Annotated in this window: 17 protein-coding genes; 6 read left to right on the top strand and 11 right to left on the bottom strand. The window is 48.1% G+C overall.

Annotated features, from left to right (window positions below):
* Window positions 1-43: 43 nt before the first annotated feature.
* From BN4609_RS01850 to BN4609_RS01835, 4 genes are read right to left on the bottom strand one after another with little or no spacing between them, the layout of a single operon-like run.
* Window positions 44-349, bottom strand: a complete 306-nt coding sequence (locus BN4609_RS01850) for a DUF8442 family protein (RefSeq protein WP_068855097.1) — start codon at window positions 347-349, stop codon at window positions 44-46.
* 13 nt (window positions 350-362) lie between these two features.
* A complete protein-coding gene (locus tag BN4609_RS01845) occupies window positions 363-3,269 on the bottom strand; it encodes a golvesin C-terminal-like domain-containing protein (RefSeq protein WP_068855096.1) in 2,907 nt (968 codons plus the stop codon).
* Window positions 3,269-3,823 carry a 1-acyl-sn-glycerol-3-phosphate acyltransferase gene (locus BN4609_RS01840; protein ID WP_068855095.1) on the bottom strand — a complete coding sequence of 185 codons (555 nt, stop codon included), beginning with the start codon at window positions 3,821-3,823 and terminating at the stop codon, window positions 3,269-3,271. Before BN4609_RS01840 ends, BN4609_RS01845 begins: the two co-directional genes overlap by 1 nt.
* Window positions 3,824-3,828: 5 nt before the next feature.
* The gene (locus BN4609_RS01835) at window positions 3,829-4,101 is read right to left on the bottom strand and encodes a hypothetical protein (RefSeq protein WP_021994215.1); all 273 of its coding nucleotides are present in this window, start codon (window positions 4,099-4,101) and stop codon (window positions 3,829-3,831) included.
* 172 nt (window positions 4,102-4,273) lie between these two features.
* On the opposite strand from BN4609_RS01835, the gene BN4609_RS01830 reads away from it, so the two are divergent.
* The gene (locus tag BN4609_RS01830) at window positions 4,274-5,914 is read left to right on the top strand and encodes a diphosphate--fructose-6-phosphate 1-phosphotransferase (RefSeq protein ID WP_068855094.1); all 1,641 of its coding nucleotides are present in this window, start codon (window positions 4,274-4,276) and stop codon (window positions 5,912-5,914) included.
* A 75-nt stretch (window positions 5,915-5,989) separates the two neighbouring features.
* Entirely contained in the window at window positions 5,990-6,850 is an 861-nt protein-coding gene (locus BN4609_RS01825; RefSeq protein ID WP_068855248.1) for a glycoside hydrolase family 25 protein, read from the top strand.
* Between the two features lie 15 nt (window positions 6,851-6,865).
* Here the strand turns inward: BN4609_RS01825 and prmA are convergent, their stop codons facing one another.
* On the bottom strand, window positions 6,866-7,759 hold the full coding sequence (gene prmA, locus BN4609_RS01820; RefSeq protein WP_068855093.1) for a 50S ribosomal protein L11 methyltransferase: 894 nt from the start codon (window positions 7,757-7,759) through the stop codon (window positions 6,866-6,868).
* 168 nt (window positions 7,760-7,927) lie between these two features.
* On the opposite strand from prmA, the gene BN4609_RS01815 reads away from it, so the two are divergent.
* From BN4609_RS01815 to BN4609_RS01805, 3 genes are all read left to right on the top strand, one after another.
* The gene (locus BN4609_RS01815) at window positions 7,928-8,860 is read left to right on the top strand and encodes a hypothetical protein (protein ID WP_068855092.1); all 933 of its coding nucleotides are present in this window, start codon (window positions 7,928-7,930) and stop codon (window positions 8,858-8,860) included.
* Window positions 8,861-8,887: 27 nt separating this feature from the next.
* The gene (locus BN4609_RS01810) at window positions 8,888-10,483 is read left to right on the top strand and encodes an OmpP1/FadL family transporter (protein ID WP_068855091.1); all 1,596 of its coding nucleotides are present in this window, start codon (window positions 8,888-8,890) and stop codon (window positions 10,481-10,483) included.
* Window positions 10,484-12,043: 1,560 nt separating this feature from the next.
* Window positions 12,044-13,579 carry a glycoside hydrolase family 43 protein gene (locus BN4609_RS01805; RefSeq protein WP_068855090.1) on the top strand — a complete coding sequence of 512 codons (1,536 nt, stop codon included), beginning with the start codon at window positions 12,044-12,046 and terminating at the stop codon, window positions 13,577-13,579.
* 61 nt (window positions 13,580-13,640) lie between these two features.
* Here BN4609_RS01805 and BN4609_RS01800 read toward each other — a convergent pair whose 3' ends face one another.
* Window positions 13,641-14,126 (bottom strand): pyridoxamine 5'-phosphate oxidase family protein, encoded by a 486-nt coding sequence (locus BN4609_RS01800; protein WP_021994206.1) that lies wholly within the window; start codon window positions 14,124-14,126, stop codon window positions 13,641-13,643.
* A gap of 279 nt (window positions 14,127-14,405) precedes the next feature.
* Here BN4609_RS01800 and BN4609_RS01795 point away from each other — a divergent pair, with 279 nt between their 5' ends.
* Entirely contained in the window at window positions 14,406-15,491 is a 1,086-nt protein-coding gene (locus BN4609_RS01795) for a linear amide C-N hydrolase (RefSeq protein WP_068855089.1), read from the top strand.
* 232 nt (window positions 15,492-15,723) lie between these two features.
* Here BN4609_RS01795 and BN4609_RS01790 read toward each other — a convergent pair whose 3' ends face one another.
* The 5 genes from BN4609_RS01790 to htpG form a co-directional block, all read right to left on the bottom strand.
* A complete protein-coding gene (locus BN4609_RS01790; RefSeq protein WP_068855247.1) occupies window positions 15,724-16,608 on the bottom strand; it encodes a helix-turn-helix domain-containing protein in 885 nt (294 codons plus the stop codon).
* Between the two features lie 556 nt (window positions 16,609-17,164).
* A complete protein-coding gene (locus BN4609_RS01785; RefSeq protein ID WP_068855246.1) occupies window positions 17,165-18,805 on the bottom strand; it encodes an efflux MFS transporter permease in 1,641 nt (546 codons plus the stop codon).
* A 130-nt stretch (window positions 18,806-18,935) separates the two neighbouring features.
* Window positions 18,936-20,033 (bottom strand): HlyD family secretion protein, encoded by a 1,098-nt coding sequence (locus tag BN4609_RS01780; RefSeq protein WP_068855088.1) that lies wholly within the window; start codon window positions 20,031-20,033, stop codon window positions 18,936-18,938.
* A 70-nt stretch (window positions 20,034-20,103) separates the two neighbouring features.
* The gene (locus tag BN4609_RS01775) at window positions 20,104-21,426 is read right to left on the bottom strand and encodes a TolC family protein (protein ID WP_068855087.1); all 1,323 of its coding nucleotides are present in this window, start codon (window positions 21,424-21,426) and stop codon (window positions 20,104-20,106) included.
* A gap of 1,016 nt (window positions 21,427-22,442) precedes the next feature.
* Complete coding sequence (htpG, locus tag BN4609_RS01770) at window positions 22,443-24,497, bottom strand: molecular chaperone HtpG (protein WP_068855086.1); 2,055 nt, start codon at window positions 24,495-24,497, stop codon at window positions 22,443-22,445.
* Between the last annotated feature and the right edge of the window lie 176 nt (window positions 24,498-24,673).

Raw genomic sequence — 24,673 nt, 5'->3', positions numbered from 1 at the left:
TCTTGTTGTATGTAAGTGAGGGCAGGGTATGAGCTGCAATGGCTCACTCTGTCTCAGGGTGCGACTTCTCCCACTCTTTGTAGAGGGCGTACAGTTCGCGCAGTCCGAAAACCTTCATGTAGCTGTTATAAATAACATCGAGGCACAGGTCGAGAAGGCTTTTGTCGCCCGATTGTGATTCGAGTATTGACCTTGCGTTTAGCTTCAGCTTCTCGAGTGCCAGTCCGTCCACGAAGCCGCTGCTGTCTATAAGGTCTTTGAACAGAGCGTATTTCCTGATTGCCTCAAGGTGTGCGTCGCTCACTTCTATGCTCCTTGTTCCGGAGGCGTTGGCTTGAATCTTATACATAGTTGTCATGTTTTTATTTCATTAGAAAACCCAGTAAACCTTTCATTATCATCCGACGGTCCTGCCGGTTCTTTATGCACTCGAACGGGAAACCCATGCTGATGCATTTGTAGTCGGCACCGTCGTAAGCCACGGCTGCGCTCACACCGTCAGTATACTGCATTACGCAAAATGCCGGAGAGCGTGGCGAGAGAATGTCGGCAGACGAGGCTGCATAGTGCGTCTTGTTCAGATTGCGGTATATGTCGAAGCTCATTCCGAGCCCGCTGACCGTCTCTGCGCGTGTCGTGTCGCTTGCTGCATAGTCCAGATGGAGCACGTCGGCAAGGAAAGCACGTTCGTTCACGTCCTTCATGTCCTGTCCTATATATGCGCCGCTTACAAGAAGCCGTCCTCCTCCGGATGCATATGCTGTCAGCTTGGAGCGCATTGCCGGGGTGAATGTCTTGTAATACACGAGTGAGTGACCGTCGTTTTTCTCAAGTCCGAGTATCAGGTCTACACAGTCGTATGCCTTCAGGTCGACAATGCCTGTCTCCACAGCTTTTGATGAACAGCTTGCCACGTTGTAGCCGGATGATGCGGATATGGCGTCAGCATGAGTGCGCACGTAGTTGAACTCGTTTCCCATGAAGAATCTGCCAGCCATCTCGTTGCCGCTGTATCCCATACCCTCAGGACCTTCCAGTCCGATGTTGTATTTGTCAAAGTTTACCTGTCTACCGTTCCATCCTGTACTGAGACCGGCTGTAACACCCGGATCTGCGTCGATGTCAAATCCTTGCTGTGTGTCGGTGTTCACTACTTCCGGTGACGACAGACGGTGAAATCCGTTGACTACGAGCACCGTTTTCTGTGCTCCCGGGGCACAGTATGCCGACAGTATCTCAGTAGGGAAACTCTCGCCGCCGCGGTTCACGGCTGTAACCTTGAAGTTATAGAGCATCCCCGGTTCTGCGTCTATTACACAGCTTGTTGATTTTATTTCCGTCCCATTGTCAAATCCGCTGCCGTTCATGGATGTATATACGTTGTATGACGTCGGTGTGGCAGTCGGTTCCAGTCTGTCTTCTACGGGAGTCCACGACAGACGTATCTTGCTGTCTTCCGTTATCTCCACGCGGAAATTGTCGGGTGCCAGAGGCTGTACGATGCACGGCACGCCATGCTGGTGGCTTATGAAGCGCAGTATGCTCTTGTATATGGAACGCGCGATTGTGAATTTGAAGTTCGGGTCGTGCCCCATGCGCATGTCAGCGAAGTTCTGGTGTGACAGCGTCTCTATTATCGACGACGGCACTTCAGGTATGCGCGTCTCCGAATAATTGCGGTCAAAGAGGAAGCGTCTGTTCCAGTTTTTGTATTTGGTTCGCAGGTCGCGTGTTATGCCGGTGAGTAGCGAGTCGGCGAAGTCGCGCGACATCATACGTGAGACACCGCTGTTCAGCCGCCCGCCATTGAAGTTTGTGGTGCATATGGAAAGCGATCCGATGATGGAGTCGCTGATGCTTGTGTATCCCGCATCGCTGTGGACGGCAAGGCTCAGTTCTATCGGCACCTTCTTGCCTGTGAGTGACGGCAGGAACACCGAGCCCCCGGCAAGCCAGTTTGTCATCAGAGAGCGCACGTTGATGTCTTCAGAATAGTCGTCGTTACCGTTCTTTCCGGAGTATACGCTGTATGGCGCGCCTGCCCACTGTGCGCTGTATCGCGCCCCTTCAAGACATCTCGGCATGCCGCTTGTTGTACCACCGCGCATGACGTTGCCCATTCCTCCTCCGAAGCGAACGGCATCGGCTGTTACGAAACCTTTCTCAGAGGAATTATTGGTTATCACAACACGGTTGTATGGACTGCAGCCTTTGTCAAAGAGGAACGTCCCGAGATAAACCCACGTTGAGCCGCCCATGGTCTGGTTTACCCTGAATTTTGTCTCCTGACCTTTATGATATACTATGTATTCCGCATCCGGAACGCTCTTCTTTATGGTCTGATAGCTCACGTATACGGCGTAGCTTCCTTCTTCCGGAAAGTCGGGCTGATAGGCTATGGCAGACACCTTGTTTTTCTTTGACGTGGCTTTTACCATTCTCGCCGTACCTTTCTCGAACGGATTCTCGCTATTGTTGTATGTACCGTTGTGATATGCGAATCCTTTCAGCGGAGCATCTTCCCATCTGCCTCTGTCCTCGTATTCTATGTAGTATGGTGCTTTTGAGTTGTTGTTGTCAATTATTATCTCGTGCGTCTGATAGTCTCTTTCGCGTGGAGTGAATACTGTCGCTCCGGCATTCTCGAGCATAGGTATGAGGTAAGGTACTACAATGGTCTGTGTGAAAAGGTCCTCTGTAGTACCGAAGATGTTGGGACGCTGCCATTTCCATCTGTTTTTTTTCTGGTCGAAATACATTCCGTGGCTTGCCCATAGAGACAGATGCCTGTTGGCAAGTCCGTGGGTAATGGTGTTTGGTCTTGACACGTTGCGCGTCCAGGGCTCACCGTCATATTCTATTTCTCCCCACATTCCGGACACTTCGTTCTCAGGATATCTCATTCCCGGGACGAGTTCTTCTATAGACATTCCGCCTGTGATTACTTTTATATTATATTTATTGTATGGCTTAGGAAGCGTTTTTGCTATTTTCCGGTATATCTTCTTGACTTTTGACTTAGTGAATTCCTGAGCGGCAAAATTGTTGCTTGACGTTATGCTAACGGTTTTGTTCCTGTCGTCAATGCTGTATTTCAGAAGCCGCGCCTGTCCTGCAGAGATGTCCTCGTCGCTTTCGTAGTTTAGGAAAAACGTGCTGAGACGTGATTTTATCTTTTCGTTATCGCCTTTTGACTGGCTGTATGCGTCTGACGGGAGCGCGGTTGCCAGTGATATGGAAAATAAAAAAAACAGAAGTATTCTTGTCATTATAAATTACCGATAGTAAATAAATCGGGGTGTTTGCCCTTGAAGTCCTTATAATAAAGTTTTACGGTCCGCATGTCCTGATCAACGTCTCCTGACGGCATCAGCTGCTTTGTGCACTTTATGACTTTCTTTTCGTAATCCACGCCATAAAGGAGTATGGGTATCTGAGCCTTGAGTGCGATGAAATAAAAACCTTTCTTCCAGTCCGGATTAAGCGAGCGTGTACCTTCAGGAGTTATGCAAAGACTGAATGTTTCAGACTTTATGGCTGTCTCAGCCAGAAAGTCTGTCATGCTCGTATGTTTTCCCCGGTCTACCGGTATTCCTCCAAGTTTGCGGAAAACACATCCTAACGGCCAGAAAAACCACTCTTTCTTCATAAGAAAGTTTATACTCACGCCTTCAGCGTGTGAGTATATCTGACCCATAATGAAATCCCAGTTGCTGGTGTGTGGGGCAAGGCATAGAATGTATTTCTTGGGATGTTCTATGCTTATTTCTTTTTTCCAGCCCCAGTGCTTATACAAAAGCCATCGGCATAGTGTGCTCAGCATGTCGTTTAATTGAGGTTTGCAATCTGGTCGCTGATTTCCTGTATCTGCTTGTTGAAACTGGCTATGAGCTCATTATAATATTTTTTAGCCGACATGCCTGGTTCCGGATGAGACACTCTCTTTATCATATCATTGTTTATCGTGAGAATTGTCCTTAACAGGGCATTCACATTCTCGTTGTCGGGATTGCTGCTATATTGTGATACTGCAATACATTCTGCGAACAGTTCGCCGCATACATAGTTTATAGTATGCTTAAGATTTCTCTTGTTTGCCATAGTCGTTATTTTTTAATACACTCCAAAGATATGAAAAAATCAGTAAATATAATATTTAAATAAAAAAAATGTTTCAAAATAATGTTTTCTTTTTCTTTTCTTTCATCATGTCATGGAAAAAGACTACTTTTGCACAAACAAAAAACAATAGCAATACAATAATAATTCAATTATGGAAAAGAGTGCATTACAGAAAGAAAGAGCTGCTTACAAACCGAAACTTCCGAAAGCACTTCAGGGTGCGGTAAAGGTTGTGGAAGGAGCTCCTACGCAAAGTGTCGACAATCAGGAGGAAATCAAGAAACTTTTCCCTAATACTTATGGCATGCCTCTCGTAGAGTTTGTTACAGCCGAGAATGCTTTGCAGAAAGAGATGAATGTGGGCGTGATTCTTAGCGGAGGACAGGCTCCCGGCGGACATAACGTCATATCCGGACTTTTTGATGAAATAAAGAAACTCAACCCTAACAACCGTCTTTATGGCTTCCTTATGGGACCGAGCGGTCTGGTTGATCATAAATATATAGAGATAACCGAAGAGCTTATAGCTGATTATCGTAATACAGGAGGCTTTGACCTTATAGGCAGCGGTCGCACCAAACTCGAGAAAGTCGAGCAGTTCGAGAAAGGGCTTGAGGTCATCCGTGAGCTTAATATCAAGGCAGTAGTTATAATAGGTGGTGACGATTCCAACACAAACGCATGTGTTTTGGCTGAATATTATGCTGCAAAGAACTATGGCGTGCAGGTTATCGGCTGTCCGAAGACAATTGACGGTGACCTTAAGAACGAGCAGATTGAGACTTCATTCGGATTCGACACTGCCACAAAGACATATAGCGAGGTTATCGGAAACATTGAGCGTGACTGTAACTCTGCTCGCAAATATTGGCATTTCATCAAGCTTATGGGTCGCTCCGCTTCACATATCGCTCTTGAATGCGCATTGCAGACGCAGCCGAACATCTGCCTTATATCTGAGGAGATAGAGGCTAAGGATCTTACGCTTAATGACATTGTCGAGCAGATTGCGTCGACTGTGGCTTACCGTGCAAGCCAGGGCAACAACTTCGGTGTCGTTCTCATTCCGGAGGGACTTATCGAGTTTATTCCTGCAATCGGCCGTCTGATACAGGAACTCAACGACCTTCTCGCCGCACACGGACAGGATTATAAGGATCTGGATAAGGATGCACAGCGTGAATACATACTTTCTCATCTGAGTGAAGCCAATAAGGCGACATTCGAGACTCTGCCGGAAGGTGTCGCACGCCAGCTCTCTCTCGACCGCGATCCGCACGGAAACGTTCAGGTTTCGCTTATCGAGACAGAGAAACTCATTTCTGAAATGGTCGGCGCTAAACTCGACCAGTGGGCTAAGGAAGGCAAGTATAACGGCAAGTTCTCTGCTTTGCATCATTTCTTCGGGTATGAGGGACGTTGCGCTGCTCCTTCAAATTTCGATGCAGACTATTGCTACGCGCTCGGTGCAAGTGCCGCACAGCTTATTGCCAACGGCAAGACCGGTTATATGGCAATCGTGAAGAACACCACAGCCGGCACTGAGGAGTGGAAAGCCGGAGGTGTGCCAATCACAATGATGATGAACATGGAGAAGCGTAACGGTGAGATGAAGCCTGTCATCCGCAAGGCTCTTGTCGATCTGAACGGCAAGCCTTTCAAGACTTTTGCTGCTCAGCGCGACCAGTGGGCTAAGGAAACCTGCTACGTATATCCGGGTCCGATACAGTATTGGGGACCTGCAAGTGTGTGCGATCTGCCGACAAAGACTCTTGCTCTTGAGCAGGAATGACAATGCAGAACAAATACTTAATATAATAATGAGAGCAGGTCTGTCGTGCCTGCTCTCATTTTCCTATATTATAATATGGGTGTCAGAAAAGTGCCGGAAGTGAAGCGTAAACGCTCATCAAATACGAGAAGACGCCGTAAAACGGTATCTTCAGCCGTGCCGTATTTTCTCAGAAAATATCCACGTTGGACATGGTGGGTCGGTGGCATAGGCGTCGTTTCGGTGTATATCTGGCTCTTTTATTATTTTTTCGTAAGCCCCACAGGGTTCAGATGGCGTGCTTTGTATGGTGAGGCAAACTACCCCGACGGGTATGAGATTCACGGTGTTGACATATCACATTATCAGGGAGACATTGATTGGGATGATTTGCGGAATGCCATGATTGAGGGTTGTCCTATAAGATTTATAATGATAAAGGCTACGGAAGGCTCGTCACGAGTGGACGAGAAGTTCAATGACAACTTCTATATGGCGCGCGAATACGGTTATATAAGAGGGGCTTATCACTTCTGGAGCAATAAGTCAACCGCACGCGAACAGGCTTATTTCTTTTTGGATAAGGTGCGTCTGGAGGACGGCGACCTGCCTCCTGTCCTTGATGTGGAGCATAAGCCGAAAGACCAGTCGGTAGAGGATTTCCAGCGCGACATACTTACGTGGCTTCATGTGGTTGAGGATAAATACCACGTCAAGCCTATTATCTATACTTATTATAAGTTTAAGGAGAAATACCTTAACGCTCCCGTGTTTGATGATTACCCTTATTGGATAGCCCATTATTATGTAGACAAGGTGGAATATAAGGGTGAATGGAAATTCTGGCAGCACACGGACGTCGGCAGACTGCCGGGAATCAAGGGCTACGTTGATTTCAATATATACAACGGCTCATACTATGACCTGAAGAAACTGACTATCGGCAGTCAGGATTGATGGATTGTAAGGTGCTTACACACAGCTTCTAAGGACAAGGCAAGCCCATCCGTCTTCGGTCATTCTGTCTGTTTCCCGCAGGTTCAGTTCCGATGCCTTATCTGTAAGTATTGGGATGTCTGTTTCGTAGAAACCGCTCAAAATGAGTACTGCCCCGTTGTTCATTTTCCCGCAGAAACGCGGCATGTCACCGAGAAGGATGTTTCTGTTTATGTTTGCAGCCACGACATCGAATTTGCCGCTTATGCTTCCAAGCACCTCAGAGTCACCGTGGAATATTCTGATTTTATCCTGTTCACCGTTCAGCACGGCGTTATGTCTGGAGTTGTTGACGCTCCATTCGTCAACGTCATAGCCAATGATGCTTACGGCTCCGAGCTTTGCGGCGGCTATGGACAGTATTCCCGTTCCGCATCCGCAGTCGAGCATGCGCCCTTTTTCCAGGAGTTGCCTGTGCTTCATCAGTTCTGCGATAACCATTCTTGTTGTCTGGTGCGTGCCCGTTCCGAATGCCTGCTTTGCCTCAATGCCGATAGTCATCACGCCGGGAGCATCCAGCTGTGCCAGCTCTTCGTTGCCGGTGTGCCGCGCGTCGTATATTACCATCTTGCCGTTTATGCTTATCGGCTCAAATCCTGAGTCTTCCCAAGCCGAGTTCCAGTCCGCATCCTCTATGTCGTTTTCTGTATACGATATGCTTATTCCGCTCAGTGGAAATGATTTTATCTCCATTTCCAGCGCCTCATTACTGTATATGTCTTTTCTGATATATCCTATAACATTCTCGTCTACAGTCTCAAACGACTCGAAGCCTACAGCCGACACCGCATCCACGAGCAAGTCGTTGGCTGTCTGTATAAGGCTTTCGTCGGCTCCGGTTATATTGAATTTAACAGCAACATATTCCATTCTATATATTAATTATTGTTTATTGTAAATAAGTATATATGCAAAAATAATAAATAATAGGGATTTCCCTACTTATTTTAGGGTTTTTCTTTATTCTGCAAGGAATAAAATATTTATTTTTGTAATGTGAAATAGAATAGGTTTAACAGGCAAATATAAGGAGGTATAATGAAACGAATAATATTTATCTTAGTTCTCGTTGGAGCTATACCGCTGTCACTATTGGCTCAGGATGACGACATGTATTATGTTCCCGGCAAGTCGCAGCAAAGTGAAAAGGCAGACAAGCCGGACGAGTCAGAGCAGCCGACTTACTACTGTGGCAGCGACCGTGATGTCGACGAGTATAACCGTCGTGGACGTGTGAGGAGTTATTATCAGAAGATAGGAAGCGATTCTTTAGGAAACGACATTATAGAGTTTCATGAAGGAGACGGCACCTACGGCTCTTCCGGGATGAACGACACGGTGTATGTCTATCCGGGTTCGGAGCAGTATTATGACGATTCCGATTTCGATTATACCTACAGCCGCTATCTCGGACGGTTCGACGGATTCTACGGATGGTACGACCCTTACTTCAGTTTTTATTGGAGAGGACCTTACTGGTGGGGATATGATTATTACTGGTACGACCCGTTGTATTACGGCTATTACTCTCCGTGGTACTGGTACGGATGGCACTCGCCGTATTATTACGGATGGCACGGATGGCACGGATGGCGTCCCTCTTATTATTACAGCTACTCCAGACCTACCGGAACAACAAACCATTCAACCGGAAGCTGGCATTCGTCCGGACGCCGTACTTCAGGTTTTTCCGGCTATCGCGGCTCTTACAGCAACACATCAAGTTCTTTCGGAAACCGTAATAACGGCTACAGGCGACCGTCGGGCAACACAAACTCCAGATTCGGATTCGGCGGTCAGCGTCGCACAAACAACTCCAGCACAGTGTCGCGTCCGGCTTCACGTCCGCAGTCTACACCGTCGTCGGTGACTAGAGGCTCGTTCGGCGGCAGTCGTGGAGGCGGTTCGTTCGGTGGCAGCCGAGGCGGAGGCGGACGCTCCGGTGGCGGAGGCTTTGGAGGCAGAAGATAAAAACAATAACAAACAGAAAGGAATATTATGAACAAAATACTATTCATGACGCTCGTCACAGTGTCTTCCCTGACGGTCTCGGCACAAGAGACTTATGAAAATGCGATACTTGCAAACGAGGATCTTAACGGAACAGCGCGTTACGTGGGAATGGGAGGCGCCTTGGAAGCTTTAGGCGCAGACATATCGACCATCGGCTCAAACCCTGCCGGTATAGGTCTTTTCCGCAAGAGTTCGATAAGCACTTCTTTCGGTCTTGTGTCTCAGGACGGTGTCAAGTCATTCCGTAACGCGGACAAGACAAATATGAGTTTCGACCAGATAGGACTTGTCTATTCCACGAAGCTGGACAGAAATTCAATATTGAACTTCGGATTCAACTATCACAAAAGCAAGAACTTCAACCAGATACTGTCCGCCGCCGGACGGCTGGAGAACGCTTCGCAGAACAAGCTGTCTTATCTTAAAGGTCTGAACGGCATATTCGATATAGGACAGAATAGCGATGGTGCTCTTGTAGGATATAACGGTAACGATTATTCTCTTGCCTATAACCAGATAGATTATCTATATTACAATGCGCTGCTTTTCAACGATAAGGACAATAAGTCTTATTATAACAATGCCAACGGATATATGTTCAACCGTGGCAGCAGCGGCTACATTGGAGAATACGACTTTAATGTCAGCGGCAACGTCAATGACCGTTTCTACTGGGGTGTCACCTTCGGCATACATGATGTGCACTATAAGGGCGAAAGCATGTACACCGAGACACTTGTCGACGAGAACAAGGCTGCAATAGGCGATGTGACAATCAACGACACGAGAGAGATAACAGGAAAAGGTTTCGACGTGAAAGCGGGCATCATCTTCCGCCCTGTCGAGAACTCGCCTTTCCGTGTGGGACTCTATGTTCACACCCCTGTGTGGTATGATCTTAAAACAAGCAACTACACTACATTGCTCAATGGAACGAGTGTTGGAATGTATGATGACGGACACATTGCCGAAACTTACGAGTTCAAGTTCTGCACTCCATGGAAGTTCGGTGTGAGTCTCGGACACACAGTGGGCAACTATCTTGCCATCGGTGCGACATACGAGTATGCTGACTATGGCAGTTCGAAAATGCGTGTCAACGACGGCGGATACTATGACGCTTATTGGGGAGACTATTACGAGACAAGTTCAAACGACGCGGTGATGAACCATCATATAGGCGAGACGCTTAAGGGCGTATCCACTTTGAAGGTCGGCGCAGAGTATAAGGTCGCTCCCGGATTCTCCGTAAGACTCGGTTACAACTACGTTTCGCCTATGTACAAAAAGAGCGGATTCAAGGATGGGACGCTGCCTTCCTACGGGTCATACTACAGTTCGGCTACCGATTACACCAATTGGGACGCTACCAATCGTATAACGGCAGGTTTCGGATACAGCTACGGCAAATGGAACTTCGACCTCGCTTATGCTTACAGCGAGACCAAAGGCGATTTCTATCCGTTCATGAGCAATTATCCTGTTGAGGGTGAGGATGCGTCTAACGCCAACGTTGCGCCGGGAGCTAAGGTGAACAACAAGCGCAACCAGCTGCTCGTCACAGTGGGCTACCGGTTCTGACATAACCGTTTACAGATATGACAGGCGTCTGAGTCCACCGTTTTATAGTCTGGTTCGGTGACTTGTGACGGCTGTTTTATCCGTAAGCAACATAAATATTATACAATAACAGTCCATATCCGGCATACCGATATGGACTGTTATTTTTTTTATTGTCGTTTTCTTCAGTTGCGGAACATCATGAGAATGTTTTACCAAAGAGAGTGTTTCACACCGGATTGTTTCAGATAGCAGGATGGTAAGAAAATGTGCATGCAGTGTGAGAATTATACCAACGTTAAGTCGCTGAGAATCGCTTGTATGCAAACGGTATAAGAAGTGGCGCGGTATACGCGAGTTTTGAGAGGTAAATACAATGTGTTGAATATCAGTGTGTTGTGTGAAATGCTGCCGGAAATCTCACTTTTTTGATGCATGAAAAAGACTTTTTCGGGATGCGGAAAAGCACGTATGGGCATGCGGAAAAGCCTGTTCGGACACACGAAACGGGCTTTTCCGCATCATGACATTACGGTTGGAGGGTGACCGACATGATTAAGACAGCCGGCAAAATGACAAAAACCGGGAAACAGAAGAGTATTTATTGGTGTAGAGAGTGGGGGATAGTGTATATCTGACAATGGAAAACGCGTATAGGAGTGTGGCTGATGTGTTGTCGCGTTCCTGCTTTGATAAAAAACATTGTAAAGATTTTTTACTTTCGGTATTGTTGTAATGTTCATTTCTTTAACCCGAATCTGTCATCAGACTTCCATTCATATTTTGTGCTGCTGTCAGTCATCTTGTATTCAACTTTATCGAAGATGTAGCGGGCTACATAGAGAAAAAGCTGAATACAAGATGATGGCAGCAGTACGGAAGAAGGATGAATAGCTGACAATAAAGCTTAAATGTCTAATCGGCGTTCTAATGACCGACTCGGGTTTAAGATGCTGTTGACGTAGCACATCTTGAGAGCAAGGCGTCCATAATGTCCTGTTCGGCTTTTATACGGATGACTGTTGCGGGTGTAATCGCAGTTTAATCCCAGTTGGTCATCAAACTTCTGTACATGTGTTTATATACACCTGTCAGCTCTTCATGTCTCTTCCGTAAGGCATCCGGAGTCTTGCGTTCCTGCTTTTCAGGAAACGGCGCGCCGCAGATTTTATATAACCTGAATACTGTCTGCCTTGCCTCAGCTCGGAACATGGGAGAGGTATAAAGCCCGGTTCGGGTTGAATAGTGTGGTTGTGCCACTGTTTCATAAAATGCTTCTGTATAATCAAATGACGTATTATTGTGACATGAAAATGCCGTCTGATGTATTTGTCATGCCGAAAAAGTGGCTGAATAATGCGCATATATCACAAAAAAGCACCTTTTCATGCCTTTTTAAATTTAAAAATACATTTGTGTGACACGCTTTCAGATATTTTATGTAATTTTATGGGTGCAAACATCAGTTGCTGAAACCGGCATGTCGTGTGCGTCGTTTCTTTGAGTACGGCATGAAGACGTGCGGTGGAATACAAGCCGTAGAACCTTTATATTAAAACATTACTACAAACACAAGTCATTATGAACAGATTTACAAGCCTTCTGTGCGGTGGAGTCATGTGGGCATTTGTATTGCCTTGCGCAAGTCAGTCCACCTTCAACAATCCGGTACTCAGGTCGGATGTGCCCGACCCTTCGGTAATCAGAGTCGGGAACTATTACTTTCTTTCCGGTACGTCGGGCAATGCCACTCCGGTTTATCCGGTGTATTACTCTCCCGATCTGGTGAATTGGTTTCAGACCGGAGCCGTGTTCGAGACACCGCCTGCATGGACTTCGGGTGATTTCTGGGCTCCGGAACTATATTGTCATAATGGAAAGTACTATTGTTATTACACGGCAAGGGCAAAGTCTGACGGCATCACGTGTATAGGAGTGGCTGTTGCCGATTCGCCGGAAGGACCTTACACCGATCACGGCCCGCTTATCCGATGGACCAATGAGGCAATAGACGCATTCGTATACGATGACAACGGACAGCTCTACATAACCTGGAAAGCCTACGGACTTGACGGCGGTCGTCCGATAGAACTGTTGGGATGCCGTCTGTCCTCAGACGGTCTGCATCTGAAGGGCAAGCCTTTCACAATGCTTGTGGATACGGAGGAGATAGGCATGGAGGGGCAGTGTCTGTTTAAGAAGGGCGGATATTATTACATGCTTTACTCCACACGCGACTGTTGCAGCGAGCGTAGCGATTATGAGGTGTACGTGGCTCGGGCTGAGAAGATAACCGGTCCGTATGAGAAGTATTCGGATAATCCGATATTGAAGGGCGACAGCATTAAGGTGCAGTCGTGCGGTCACGGCACAATGACAGAAACTCCGGACGGCAGGATGTTCTACATCTGCCATGCGTTTATGAAAGGTCCGGAGTTCTATCTCGGCAGACAGCCGGTGATGCATGAGCTTGTACAGACCGATGACGGATGGGTACGGTTCAAGACAGGAAGTAAGACAAAGATAACGCAGGATACTCCTTTCGGTACAATAGAAGTGGTGGATTATAGTTATTATGACGCCTTCGACGGTATTGGACTCGACCCGGGATGGACTGGAGACATAAAGTCGCACAGTCAGCGTCCCGTTCCTTCAGACGGAGTACTGCTGTTGCCGCCGGCTGCCGACGATGCCGGAGAATACAGTTCCACGCTCTGTCGCCGTCCGTCGTATGCCGATTATGAATACAGTACGCATGTGTCGTGCGGAAAAGACAATCTCTTCGGGCTTACATACATGAACAATGCGGACAATCAGGTGGTGTTCGGCACTGAAGGAGGCAGACTTGTCATACGTCTGCTGAAGGGCGGTCATGCCGACAATCTTTATTCCGCAGCCTATGATGGCGGTGACATCTGGCTCAAGATATGCGTTGACGATGTGAGTAAACTGCGTTTCTTCTACAGACGCGACGGAAAGGTGTGGCAGCAGGCAGGAGACGTTGAGGTCGATGTTTTTGCTTCGTTACGCAGAGGACACTACAAGCCGGGACTGATAAATGCCGGGCGTGGCGCTTCTGACGCCGCATTCCGCAAATTCATGATGTCACGCAAATAGAGGCTGTGGTCCGTGTCTCCACATTCCGTGAGGCACGGACCGCAATACTTCCGGCAGTGTCTTATCTCACATGTTTGCACTTGCCGCTGAACACGTCGAACCTTATCTTTAGTATGGCGACGCGGTGAAAGCTTTTTTCCGAGTATTTCGCGCCGAGCGTCTCATACTCCGGCGAGAACTTCTTCACGAGCAGTCGCAGTGCCTCACGCCTTTCTTCGTCTGACTCCACAACCGATGCCTCACCGCGCAGCACAACACTTTCGTATGCTGTTGTGAACAGTTGTGGCTTCAGCGACACGTTTCCTACAATGCAGAAAGAGACGTTTCTGTTCTCGGAAATCATTCTCAGCTTGCGTCCTTCAGGCGCACAGTGCACGTAGAAACAGTCATTCCCGTCCCAGACAAAATTGAGAGGAATGCCGTAGGGCATGCCTGTCGCGTCCGCCATCGACAATATTCCATATTCCGCCGTGGTGATAATCTCTCTTGCCCGTGCCTCATCGAGCAGCCGGTCCTGACGCCGCACGTCTTTGTTTATGTATTCCATATGCGTTAATGAGTGTTTTTTATGTTTGTCATTACAATGATTCTGATATTATGAAAACGCATCCGTCTTCCGCTTATTGTTTTCTTTAGCATCATTTTATTTATAAAACGTTTATCTGAAAATGGCATGCCCAGATGCTTTCTCATGCCTGTACAATGGGCTGTAAGTGCCTTTTAACAATCTTTACGTTGACATACATCATGTTTTCCGTATAAAAATGAGAGCCAAACGATTATTGTCGTATATTTGCGAAAGTATGAACTATATACATAAGAATAAATGAAAAAGAACATCTTGACGGTAATCATTGCCATCGGTATGATTATCTCCGGGCATCAGCACACGGCTGCATGCACCGGCATCACTCTTAAATCGGGAGACAGCGCGCGCATCGTTGCGCGTACAATAGAATGGGGAGGAAGTGAGCTTAACAGCAGATATGTCATAGTTCCGCGCGGATATACGCAACGCTCGTACGTCCCCGGATACACGAAAGACGGTATGCCGTTTACCGCCAAGTACGGTTATGTTGGGCTTTCGGTGGAACAGAAAGAGTTTGTGGTTGAAGGATTGAACGAAGCCGGACTGTCTGCCGGACTCTTTTATTTCCCCGGTTATGGCAAGTATGAGGACTATAATGCCGGTCAGAAGAACAGCACCATCACCGATTTCCAGCTTGTATCATGGCTGCTCGGCAGTTGCAGGACCACTGACGAGGTGAAGGAGGCTGTGAGAAATGTGCATGTCGTGGCTATCGACCCGCGCGCCTCAACCGTGCACTGGCGTTTTGCCGACGCGACGGGCAGGCAGATCGTGCTCGAGATAGTGGACGGCAAGCCGCATTTTTTCGACAATAAGCTGGGCGTGCTTACCAATTCTCCCGGTTTTGAATGGCAGATGACGAATCTCAACAATTATGTCAATCTGTATTCGGGTACAGCCGGAGCCCATGCGTTCGGTGACGTTCAGTTGGCTTCGTTCGGGGCTGGCAGCGGTTTTCTTGGTATACCCGGTGATGTGACTCCTCCTTCGAGATTTGTGCGTGCGGCTTTTTTCCAGACAACGGCTCCCGTGCAGTCCACCGCGGCGGCGGCTGTAAGGCAGGCTTTCCAGATACTTAACAACTTCGACATACCTGTAGGTATCGAGTTCCCGGCGGGCGAGGTGCATGCCGATATTCCGAGTGCCACGCAATGGACTACAGCCACCGATATGACAAACAGGGTGATATATTACCGCACCATGTACGACAGTTCGATAAGGAGCATTGCTCTTGACAGGATTGATTTCGCAAAGTGCGGATACTATGACGCTCCGCTCGACGAGACTAAAGAACAGCCTTTCGTTCCTGTAAAGACGCGTTGATGCGGCAGACAGCGCATTTATGCTGGTTATATAAAAGCAGGTCTCATTACAGTTAAGGATGTGATGGGACCTGTCTTTCGTTTTATATACCGCTATGAATGCATTCAGTGACACTCCGCATGCGCCATAAAGGCAGACGGCTGACATTGCTTATGGCTATGCCGGTGAAGAACGGACTTCTTGGTTCTTATTTTATAATATACTGTTTCATATTTATCCGGGCGGCGCAATGTCACAGACGCTCCCTGTATTTCTGCGGAGACATTCCAGTCTGTTTCCTGAAAAACGTGCCGAAACTCGACGGATTGGGGAATCGGAACTTGTCGGCTATCTCGGCGACGGTCATGTTTGTGCTGTCGAGCAGAGACATTGCTTTGCGCGTGATTGCCTTGAACACCAGTTGCTGGACGGTGTATCCGCACATCGACTTGGACAGTTCGGAGAGATACTTGGGCGAAAGAAACAGCTGACCGGCATAAAATGCCACTCCACGTTCAGTCATGTAATGCCGTCCGATGAGCTGTATGAGTTTGAGAAACACCTCAGTCCGACGTGCGTTGGACGAGCCTTCCGCGAAGAACTTGTTGCTGAAGATTCTGCACAAGCGGTATGTGAGCGACATGAGAAGCATCTTCTGCTCGCTTGCGGCAAACATGTTTTCAGGCTGAGGAGCATCATTTCCTATAAGTGAAATGTATCGGGAGATGTCGTTTTCACACCCGGTGGACCATACACATGGCAGCTCGGGCGACATTCTTGCGTATATCTGTACAGACTGTACGATTGTTCCTATGACGTAGCGTATGGGTTCTGTCTTGTAGATTATGATACTTGCCTGCAACTGCCGCGACTTTCTGACGATGCGGAAATAGGTGTGTTCTGTCATGAATACGGTCTCGCCGTGTTTTGCCGTATACGTTTTGTCTGACAGGATGAAGTCAAAATCACCCTCATGACATACTATCAGACCAATGCCGAAGTTGATGAAACCGTCGTACATGCGCTGCGGGAAGTCGGATACCACGCCTCCCGACGAGCATACGTCGGCTCTGTTTTCCATACATTCATGCAGTCGTGCCAGTCGTGTGGCATCGTTCAAGTAAGGTATATTGTCCATGGCGGCTGATGTTTTGCATAAGATAAGCTGCACTCGGGAAAACAAGAGCAAGCTCTTTTTCCGCTCGTTTGCATTATCTTTGTATAAGATAAGCTTCGGCTCGGCAGTATCAAGACCTGTAAAACTCGGTTTTCCCGTCTTGCTGTTGCACTCGCCTTGCATTCTCTTTGTATAAGATAAGCTGCGGCTCGGCAGTATCAAGTCTGGTAAAACTCTGTTTTCCCGCCTTGCTGTTGCACTCGCCTTGCATTCTCTTTGTATAAGATAAGCTGCGGCTCGGCAGTATCAAGACCGGTAAAACTCTGTTTTCCCGTCTTGCTGTTGCACTCGCCTTGCATTCTCTTTGTTGCCGCTAAGATAATAAATTTATCTGACTTGGCAGACCTTTAACCCGAATATGTCATTAAACTTCCATTCTTGTTTCGTGCTGATGTCAGTCAAATTGTATTCTGCTTTATCGAAGATGTAGCGGGCTACACCGGTAAAAAGCGGGACGACAAGATGACGGCAGCAGTGCGGAAGAAGGATGATGAGCTGACAATAAACCTGAAATCTTTTATCGGCGTTTTAATGACCGATTCGGGTTTGAGTCATGCCAAGCAGATAAATTCCTCTTTCTGTATGGATAAATGAGTACGAAGAGCATTGAAATCATACAGCCATAGAATGTCCATCCCGACATTTCCTTTATGGCGGACAGTGTTGCCTGCACCTGTACTTTGCCTTTTACAGACATGGCAGCCACGTTCTCGGCGTCGGTCCCGCTGCTTCCCTGCATGCGCATACCGTATGCCGTACGGTCGTAGTCGGCTGCCGTCTGTGTGTCTGTGCGGTCGAAATCCTGTGCAAGCATCGTCACATAATGTTGCTGCCGATGCTGCATCACGTTGGAATAAAGCGCAGATCCTATGCCCGGACCGACAACCATGCGTACGCTGAGCATTATGCATATCCATGTGGACAGATATTTGTATGGCATGCGTTGGTTGGCGTATACGGCTGCGAGAGAATATATCAGCATCATACCTGCCGAACGTATGATGACCGGATACTTCATCCTTTCGTACAGACCAGCCGTCTGCACCTCGAAATACATGAATATTGAGGAGGCTCCGATGAGCAGGAAACCTATGGCGAAGAGATATTTCAGCTTCACGTTCTTCGAACCGAGAGCTATGGCTATGACGGCTCCGGTGAAGTATCCGGCAATGCTCCAGTTGCCCAGTGAGGCGTTCTGCCAGTTGTCTACGGACATTCCCACACCGGTGAACATACTGACAAACATAGAGCTTGTATTGAACACCATGAGCAGAAGAAACAGTATGATGCCGACGTTGATGGTGCGCAGACGGAACACTTCCATAATGAAGTAGGGCGAACGGCGCGACATTTCCATATAGACGAACACTGCGGCAAAGACGATTGTAAGTATCGTGGAGCGAACTATCGTCGGGTCGGCAAACCAGTCGAGTGTCTTTCCATAGACGAGTACGTATATTCCGCATGTCATCATCGAACAGAACACTGCCACATTGCCGAACTTGCTGAACGTTATAGGGACGCGCCGGCTGTTGTAGGTGTGGTGAGGCATAGTCACGAACACGGTGAGTAAGGCGACGAGTGTCATGCCCATCATGTAGAAGTAAACGTCTTGCCACCGGTATCTGTATGCAAGCCATGCCGTGAGTGACGTGCCCAGCTGACCGAGAATCATGAAGAACAGATAGATTATCGGCATGCTTTTGCCTTTCTCAGAGTCCAGACGATCCCATCCTTCCTCATCGGCAGGCTCGTTGCCAGGCGTTATGTTCTGTGTCGCTTCCATGCCGAAGGCATACCGTATGAGCGTGAACAGGTTGACCATCATAAGAGTCATGCGCAGAAAACCCATCACAAGGCTGCACAGGGCAATGACGAATATGCTGTCGGTGACGGCACACACGTAGCTCAGAACGTACATTATGGAGAATCCTATGACGCATGTCATCTTCTCGCGACGTATGCACACCACCTGATAGAAGAAAGGTGAGAATGCCGCCATGCCTATTGATGTGGCGAATCCGGCAAACTGTATGTGCTCCGACTGTATTCCCAACCCGCTCATCATCTCGCCGCTGTTGGCTGTGTATACACCTCCGACGGTAAGGATAGGTATGAACAGCAGTATGAGAATGGTTATTCCGAGCGGTTTCGGCATCCAGTCATAGAACGGATAGTTCCTGTATCTGGCCCCACAGTTGACGCTTATTGCATTTTGTTTCATTTCTTATTGTTTTTAGCAGGCTGTCTGCCTTATTCCGATATTTTGTTTATGACGTGCCGTAATGTCAGTCAATCCTTGCTTTCACCACCACCATCATTCCGGCGGCAAGGCGTGCGTTGTCCTTCGCCGACAGGTTGTCGAAGTCAATTCTTACCGGTACGCGCTGGCGGATTTTCACGAAGTTTCCGGCTGAATTGTCCGTCGGGACGAGTGAGTATTTAGAACCGGTGGCTCCGGAGATTGCCGTTACACGTCCTTTGAACTCACGTCCGTCCAGAGCGTCCACCGTTACCGCCACCTCCTGTCCTACGTGCAGGTTCTCTATCTGTGTCTCCTTAAAGTTGGCTATCACCCATTTTTGTGTGTCAGGCATGATGTATGTCAGAGTCTGTCCGGCAGGGACGTATTGTCCTTCCTCCACTGTCCGGCGACCGAGCTTGCCGTCGCACGGAGCGGTAACAACCGTATAGGAGAGGTTGAGACGTGCCATCTCGAGAGCGGCACGCGCACGCTCTATCGCCGCTTCCGAACTCTTGCGGCGTACCGACACCTCGCTTACACCAGACATGGCTGCCTTCCGCTGTCTCACGAGTCCGTCGAGCTTTTTCTTCGTAGCCTCATATTCGGTCTCTATCTGTTCCAGCTGTATGGGAGTGGCGGCGTTGCGGTCGAGCAGGTTCTGATAGCGTGTGCGGTCTTTCTCAAGTTTCGCCAGACGAATCTTCACCTCATCTATTGACGACTCATACACCGATGCCGACGCCTCCGATGTCTGAAGCGACTGTCCTATTGCCGACGCGCCAGCCAGAGCGTCCTTCAGCGCAGCCTCTGCCTCCATTACCCGTATGCGGTATTCGCGGTTGTCGAGAATCAGAAGTGTGTCGCCTTTCTTCACGTTCTGATGCTCCGTGAAACACACCTTCTTTATATAGCCGGATGCGCGCAGGTTAACCGGTGATATGTATTGCTCTATCTGCGCATCGTCGCTTGTCTCCGTGCTTTTGTAGTTAATGAAAACCGTGGCGGTCTTCACTATTCCGCACATGATGATTATTATTCCGAATGCGCTTGCCAGACGCTGACGCATGCGCTGCTTTCTCAGTTTTGCTGCTTTCTGTTTCAGAGTGTCGGAGTGCTGTATGTTGTTGTTTTTGGTTTCCATTGTTTTGTTTTTTGGGATTGTCGGTTTATTATCTTATTTTATGTTGAATAAAATCACTGCTGTGACATGTTCATTTTAGGAGCGAGTCGAGACGCCCTGTGAGTTTCAGCAACGACAGACTGGTTATGCGGTAGTTGTAGTGAGCAGTCACGTAGTTGTTCTGCGCCTCACTCATACGCATCTCGTCCTGCAGCACCTCGGTCATTGAGGCGATGCCTTCGCGGTAGCGGTCGGTCGTGACAGCATACACATCCTCGGCAAGACGGTAGTTGTCGCGCTGCTTGGTGAGATTGCGCCGACTGTTCGTAAGCTCGTCGGCGGCATTGAGATATTGCATGCGCAGACCTTTCAGAGCATCGTCGTAGGCTATGCGGGCGTTCTCCGTGTCGAGCTTTGCCTTACGTATCTTCGAGCGTTTCTCGAGTCCGTCGAATATCGGTACGTTCAGAGTGATGCCCAGTCCCGAAGAGTTGTACCAATGATTCGACGGTCCGGAGTGAAACCAATTGCTGAATCTGTCAGTAAAAGCGGAGTAGGAGAAGTTGCCGGTCAGTGTGAGTGATGGCAGATAACCTTGACTGATAAGCTTCTGCTGGCGTGCGGCAAGTTCGCTCTTCTCCCTCAGTTGCTGTAGCTCGGGCAACGACTCGTCGAGTCCGCCAGGCTCCACCTGTTCCACTGTTTCTGTGTTTACGGTTGTCAGAGTGATGTCGTTGCCGGCAGGATAGTCCATGACATACTTCAGCATGTTGAGTTGTTGGGAGAGCATGGTCTTGGCGTTATCGTGCTGCACCAGCAGATTCTCGAGGTTGATGTTGACGCGCTTCACGTCCACCTCCATAGCCATGCCGTTGTCGAAGAATGCCGTTGTGATGTTCTTCAGCTCCTTCAGGCGCTCTATGTTGGCTTTTACTATTTCTATCTGTTCGGCAGTGCTCTGTGCAAGATAGTATATACTGGTTATCTGTTCTATGAGGTCGTTGCGCGCCTTGTCGTATGACAGCCGGTTGATACGTGCCGTCATCTTTGTTATGTCAAGTGCTGTGAGCAGAGTCTGATTATAGAGAGGCATCTGCAGCTTTATTCCCGCCGAGGCGTTATATTGCAGAGTCTTTGTCACATTATACTTGTTGCCGTAGGCTGAACCGTCTGTGACAGACACCGGCGGATTGAAGTTGTCGCTCATAGACACTACCGCGTTGATTTGCGGCAGCAGCCGTGCGCGGTTCTCGGAGATGCTGTGCTTACCTTTCATTACATCGTTGCGCTTTGTTCGCAGCGACAGGTTGTTCTCAATGCCAATGCGGATGCATTGTTCCAGCGTCAGTGTGTCCTGTGCTTTAATGGTGAAAAGCGTACAGGCGAACGCAAGTGTTGATAATAGTCTCTTCATGTTTTTTATTTCATTTATCCGCTGCAAAGGTAGGCTGTTTCGTGCTTATGAGCGTTATGACATTTTCGCACTGTATGTTCATATTTTCCGTTTCTGTATATAAGGGATATATTATGGGTGTAATGTTGTGTAAATACGGATATATAGCGCAATGTGTGTGATATTATGAAGAGGCGTAAGCAGAGGCGATGTGATGATGATACAGTATATCAGAACAGTTGCGCGTCTGCAGTGTATGACATCTTCTTACATCAGTGAATGACGGTTGTGAATGAACGGCAGATACTTCAATAATATGTGTCATCTCTTGTTGTGTCCCGCCTGAGAACATGCCGCACACCTGCACTTCTACTGATTGAATATTTATGCAATTCCAAATTGGCTTTGCATAATCATACATCGACAACTCCGCGAGAGCGCGGTTTTCTGACGGCGATGCTTATTCTGCCACAAATACGCGAGTTTTGAGGGAATGTTGCAATGCTTTGACAGTCAGTGCTTTGCCTGTCTCAGTACCGGAATATGTGTGTTATGATAATGTGAAACGGGCTCTTTCATGACACAGGAAAGGCTTTTCCGCATCATGAAAAAGCCTGTTCCGCAGGACGGGAACGCCTTTGTGACGTGACGATAAAGGCTTTTCTGTAAACAGATGGTGTAGGGAATGGACTGTAAAACGGTGTTTTTAACGTTGTAAAAGACCGGAAGTGAAGAGGAAATATGGTTTACGGTGGTCAGCAGAACCTATTTCTCTGATTTCAAATGTCAAAATATTTTACTGACAGAAACGCATAAATATGCATTTAGGGCTGTATTGCCTGACGGCATGTACTTGCTGTCGTGTGCAGACAGATGCCATGAATCGTGTTGTATGCGGTGTGCTGTCACGTATTGGTGCCAAACTGATCCGGACATAAAAAAGCCCGGACTGTCGTGTGGTGAAGACAGTCCGGGGGTTATGTCTGTATGCGCCAGTGGCATTACCGCCGCGCACAATGTCTGTTCATAAGGTGCAATCAGCCGATAAGGTCGACCGAACGTTTGAGGAACGAGTCGAGAGCCGCGCCCTTGAGCATGCCGTTCTGAAGCAGCGCAAGGTCTATGAGCTGATGCACTATTCTGTTGTCCTTTGCGTAGTCGGCAATAATCTGCTTCTTCTTGTCGCGCTGCTCGGCAACCGACTTCTCCGTGTTCTTGACATCGTCTTTCTCCTCCTGGGTTATTTCCTCTGGCTTTTTGCCGTTCTGTGTCTGACGGAGCGCGGCGAGACGAGCCTCAAGTCCCTTTATCTCGCTGTCGACGGGCTTGAGCTGTTCGGCGCATTTTGCCTTCTCATCCTCAAGTATGCTCTTTATGAGCTTGTGGTCGCTGTTGAGCACTATGGTGTAAGAGTCAGGCATCTGAGCATAGAATGCCATGCCCGTCTGATACTGGCTGATGTCTTTCATACGCCTCATGTATTCGCTCTGTGTAATGAGCACCGGCAGCGTCTGGTCGCCGAGAGCCTGAACTTCGATGTTGAACTCGGTCTTGTCGAGCTTAGGCATCTGCGACCGGAACACCTGTGACAGATTGTCGCTGCTGTCAGAATCGAGGTCGGAGTCCTTGTTCTCATCCTTTATTATCAGACGGTCGATGGTGTCGCTGTCCACACGTGTGAAGCGGCTCTTCTCAAATTTCTGCTCCAGCATGGATATCATAGGCACGTCAAGCTGTCCGTCGAGCAGCAGCACACTGTATCCCTTAGCCTTCGCAGCTTCGATGTAGCTGTACTGACCTTCCTTGTCGTTGGCATACAGATATACTGTCTGACCGTCCTTGTCGGTCTGGTTTTCCTTGATGAGCGTCTTGTATTCGTCGTAAGTGAAGTACTTTCCGTCGGTATCCTTGAACAGTGCGAAGTCCTTCGCGCGGTCGTAGAAGTCGTCCTTGGAGAGCATACCGTAGTTTATGAATATCTTCAGTGAGTCCCATTTCTCCTCATATTCCTTGCGGTTTTCCTGGAAGATGCTGTTCAGACGGTCGGCAACCTTCTTTGTGATATAGGTTGATATCTTCTTCACGTTGGCATCGCTCTGCAGATAAGAACGGCTTACGTTGAGCGGAATGTCCGGAGAGTCGATCACTCCGTGGAGCAGTGTGAGGAACTCAGGAACTATGCCTTCCACCTGATCGGTGACGAAAACCTGATTGCAGTAGAGCTGTATCTTGTTGCGCTGCAGTTCGAGATTGGAGTGTATTCGGGGGAAATACAGTATTCCGGTGAGGTTGAACGGATAGTCAACGTTGAGGTGTATCCAGAACAACGGTTCGTCCTGCATTGGATATAGAGTGCGGTAGAACGACTTGTAGTCCTCGTCTTTCAGTGTGCTCGGGGCTTTTGTCCACAACGGTTCCACGCTGTTGATGATGTTGTCCTCGGCAGTATCCACCTGTTTTCCGTCTTTCCACTCGGTCTTTTTACCGAATGCCACTGGCACAGGCATGAATTTGCAGTACTTGTTGAGCAGTTCCTGAATCTTGTATTTGTCGAGGAACTCCTTGCAGTCGTCATCTATGTATAGTATGATGTCTGAGCCGCGGGTCTCTTTCTCGGCATCTGTGATTTCAAACTCAGGGCTTCCGTCGCAGCTCCATTTCACTGCCTTGGAGCCTTCCTTGTAGCTCTTCGTGACAATCTCCACCTTCTTGCTCACCATGAACGACGAGTAGAAGCCGAGGCCGAAGTGTCCTATTATGGCGTTGGCATTATCCTTATATTTGTCGAGGAAATCGTTTACGCCGGAGAAGGCTATCTGATTGATGTATTTGTCTATCTCCTCTTCGGTCATACCGATGCCGTTGTCGCTGAATGTCAGTGTGCCTTTGTCGGCGTCGAGACTTATCCGTACGGTCAGATCTCCGAGCTCTCCGCTGAAGTCACCGCGCTCTGCCAGTGTCTTGATTTTCTGTGTCGCGTCTACAGCGTTTGACACCATCTCGCGCAGGAATATCTCATGATCGGAATAGAGAAACTTTTTTATCACGGGGAAGATGTTCTCTGTCGTAACCCCTATATTTCCTTTCTGCATAATGTGAATATGTTTTTTAACTGATTTCTTCTGCCGTTGATTATGCAAATATTGTGCCAAACGAAATACAGGCATCAATGTCTTGCCTTGTTATAAAACAGTGCCAACGAGCGCAATGAAAGCTTGCTTTCAGATTGTCGGGTGCAGCCTGTTTTATTTAAAAGCAGTGCCAATGA

The organism is Leyella lascolaii (assembly GCF_900079775.1).
GTDB lineage: Bacteria > Bacteroidota > Bacteroidia > Bacteroidales > Bacteroidaceae > Prevotella > Prevotella lascolaii.
Note: the sequence above shows the minus strand (reverse complement) of the source record. Positions and strands in the feature narration are given on the sequence as shown.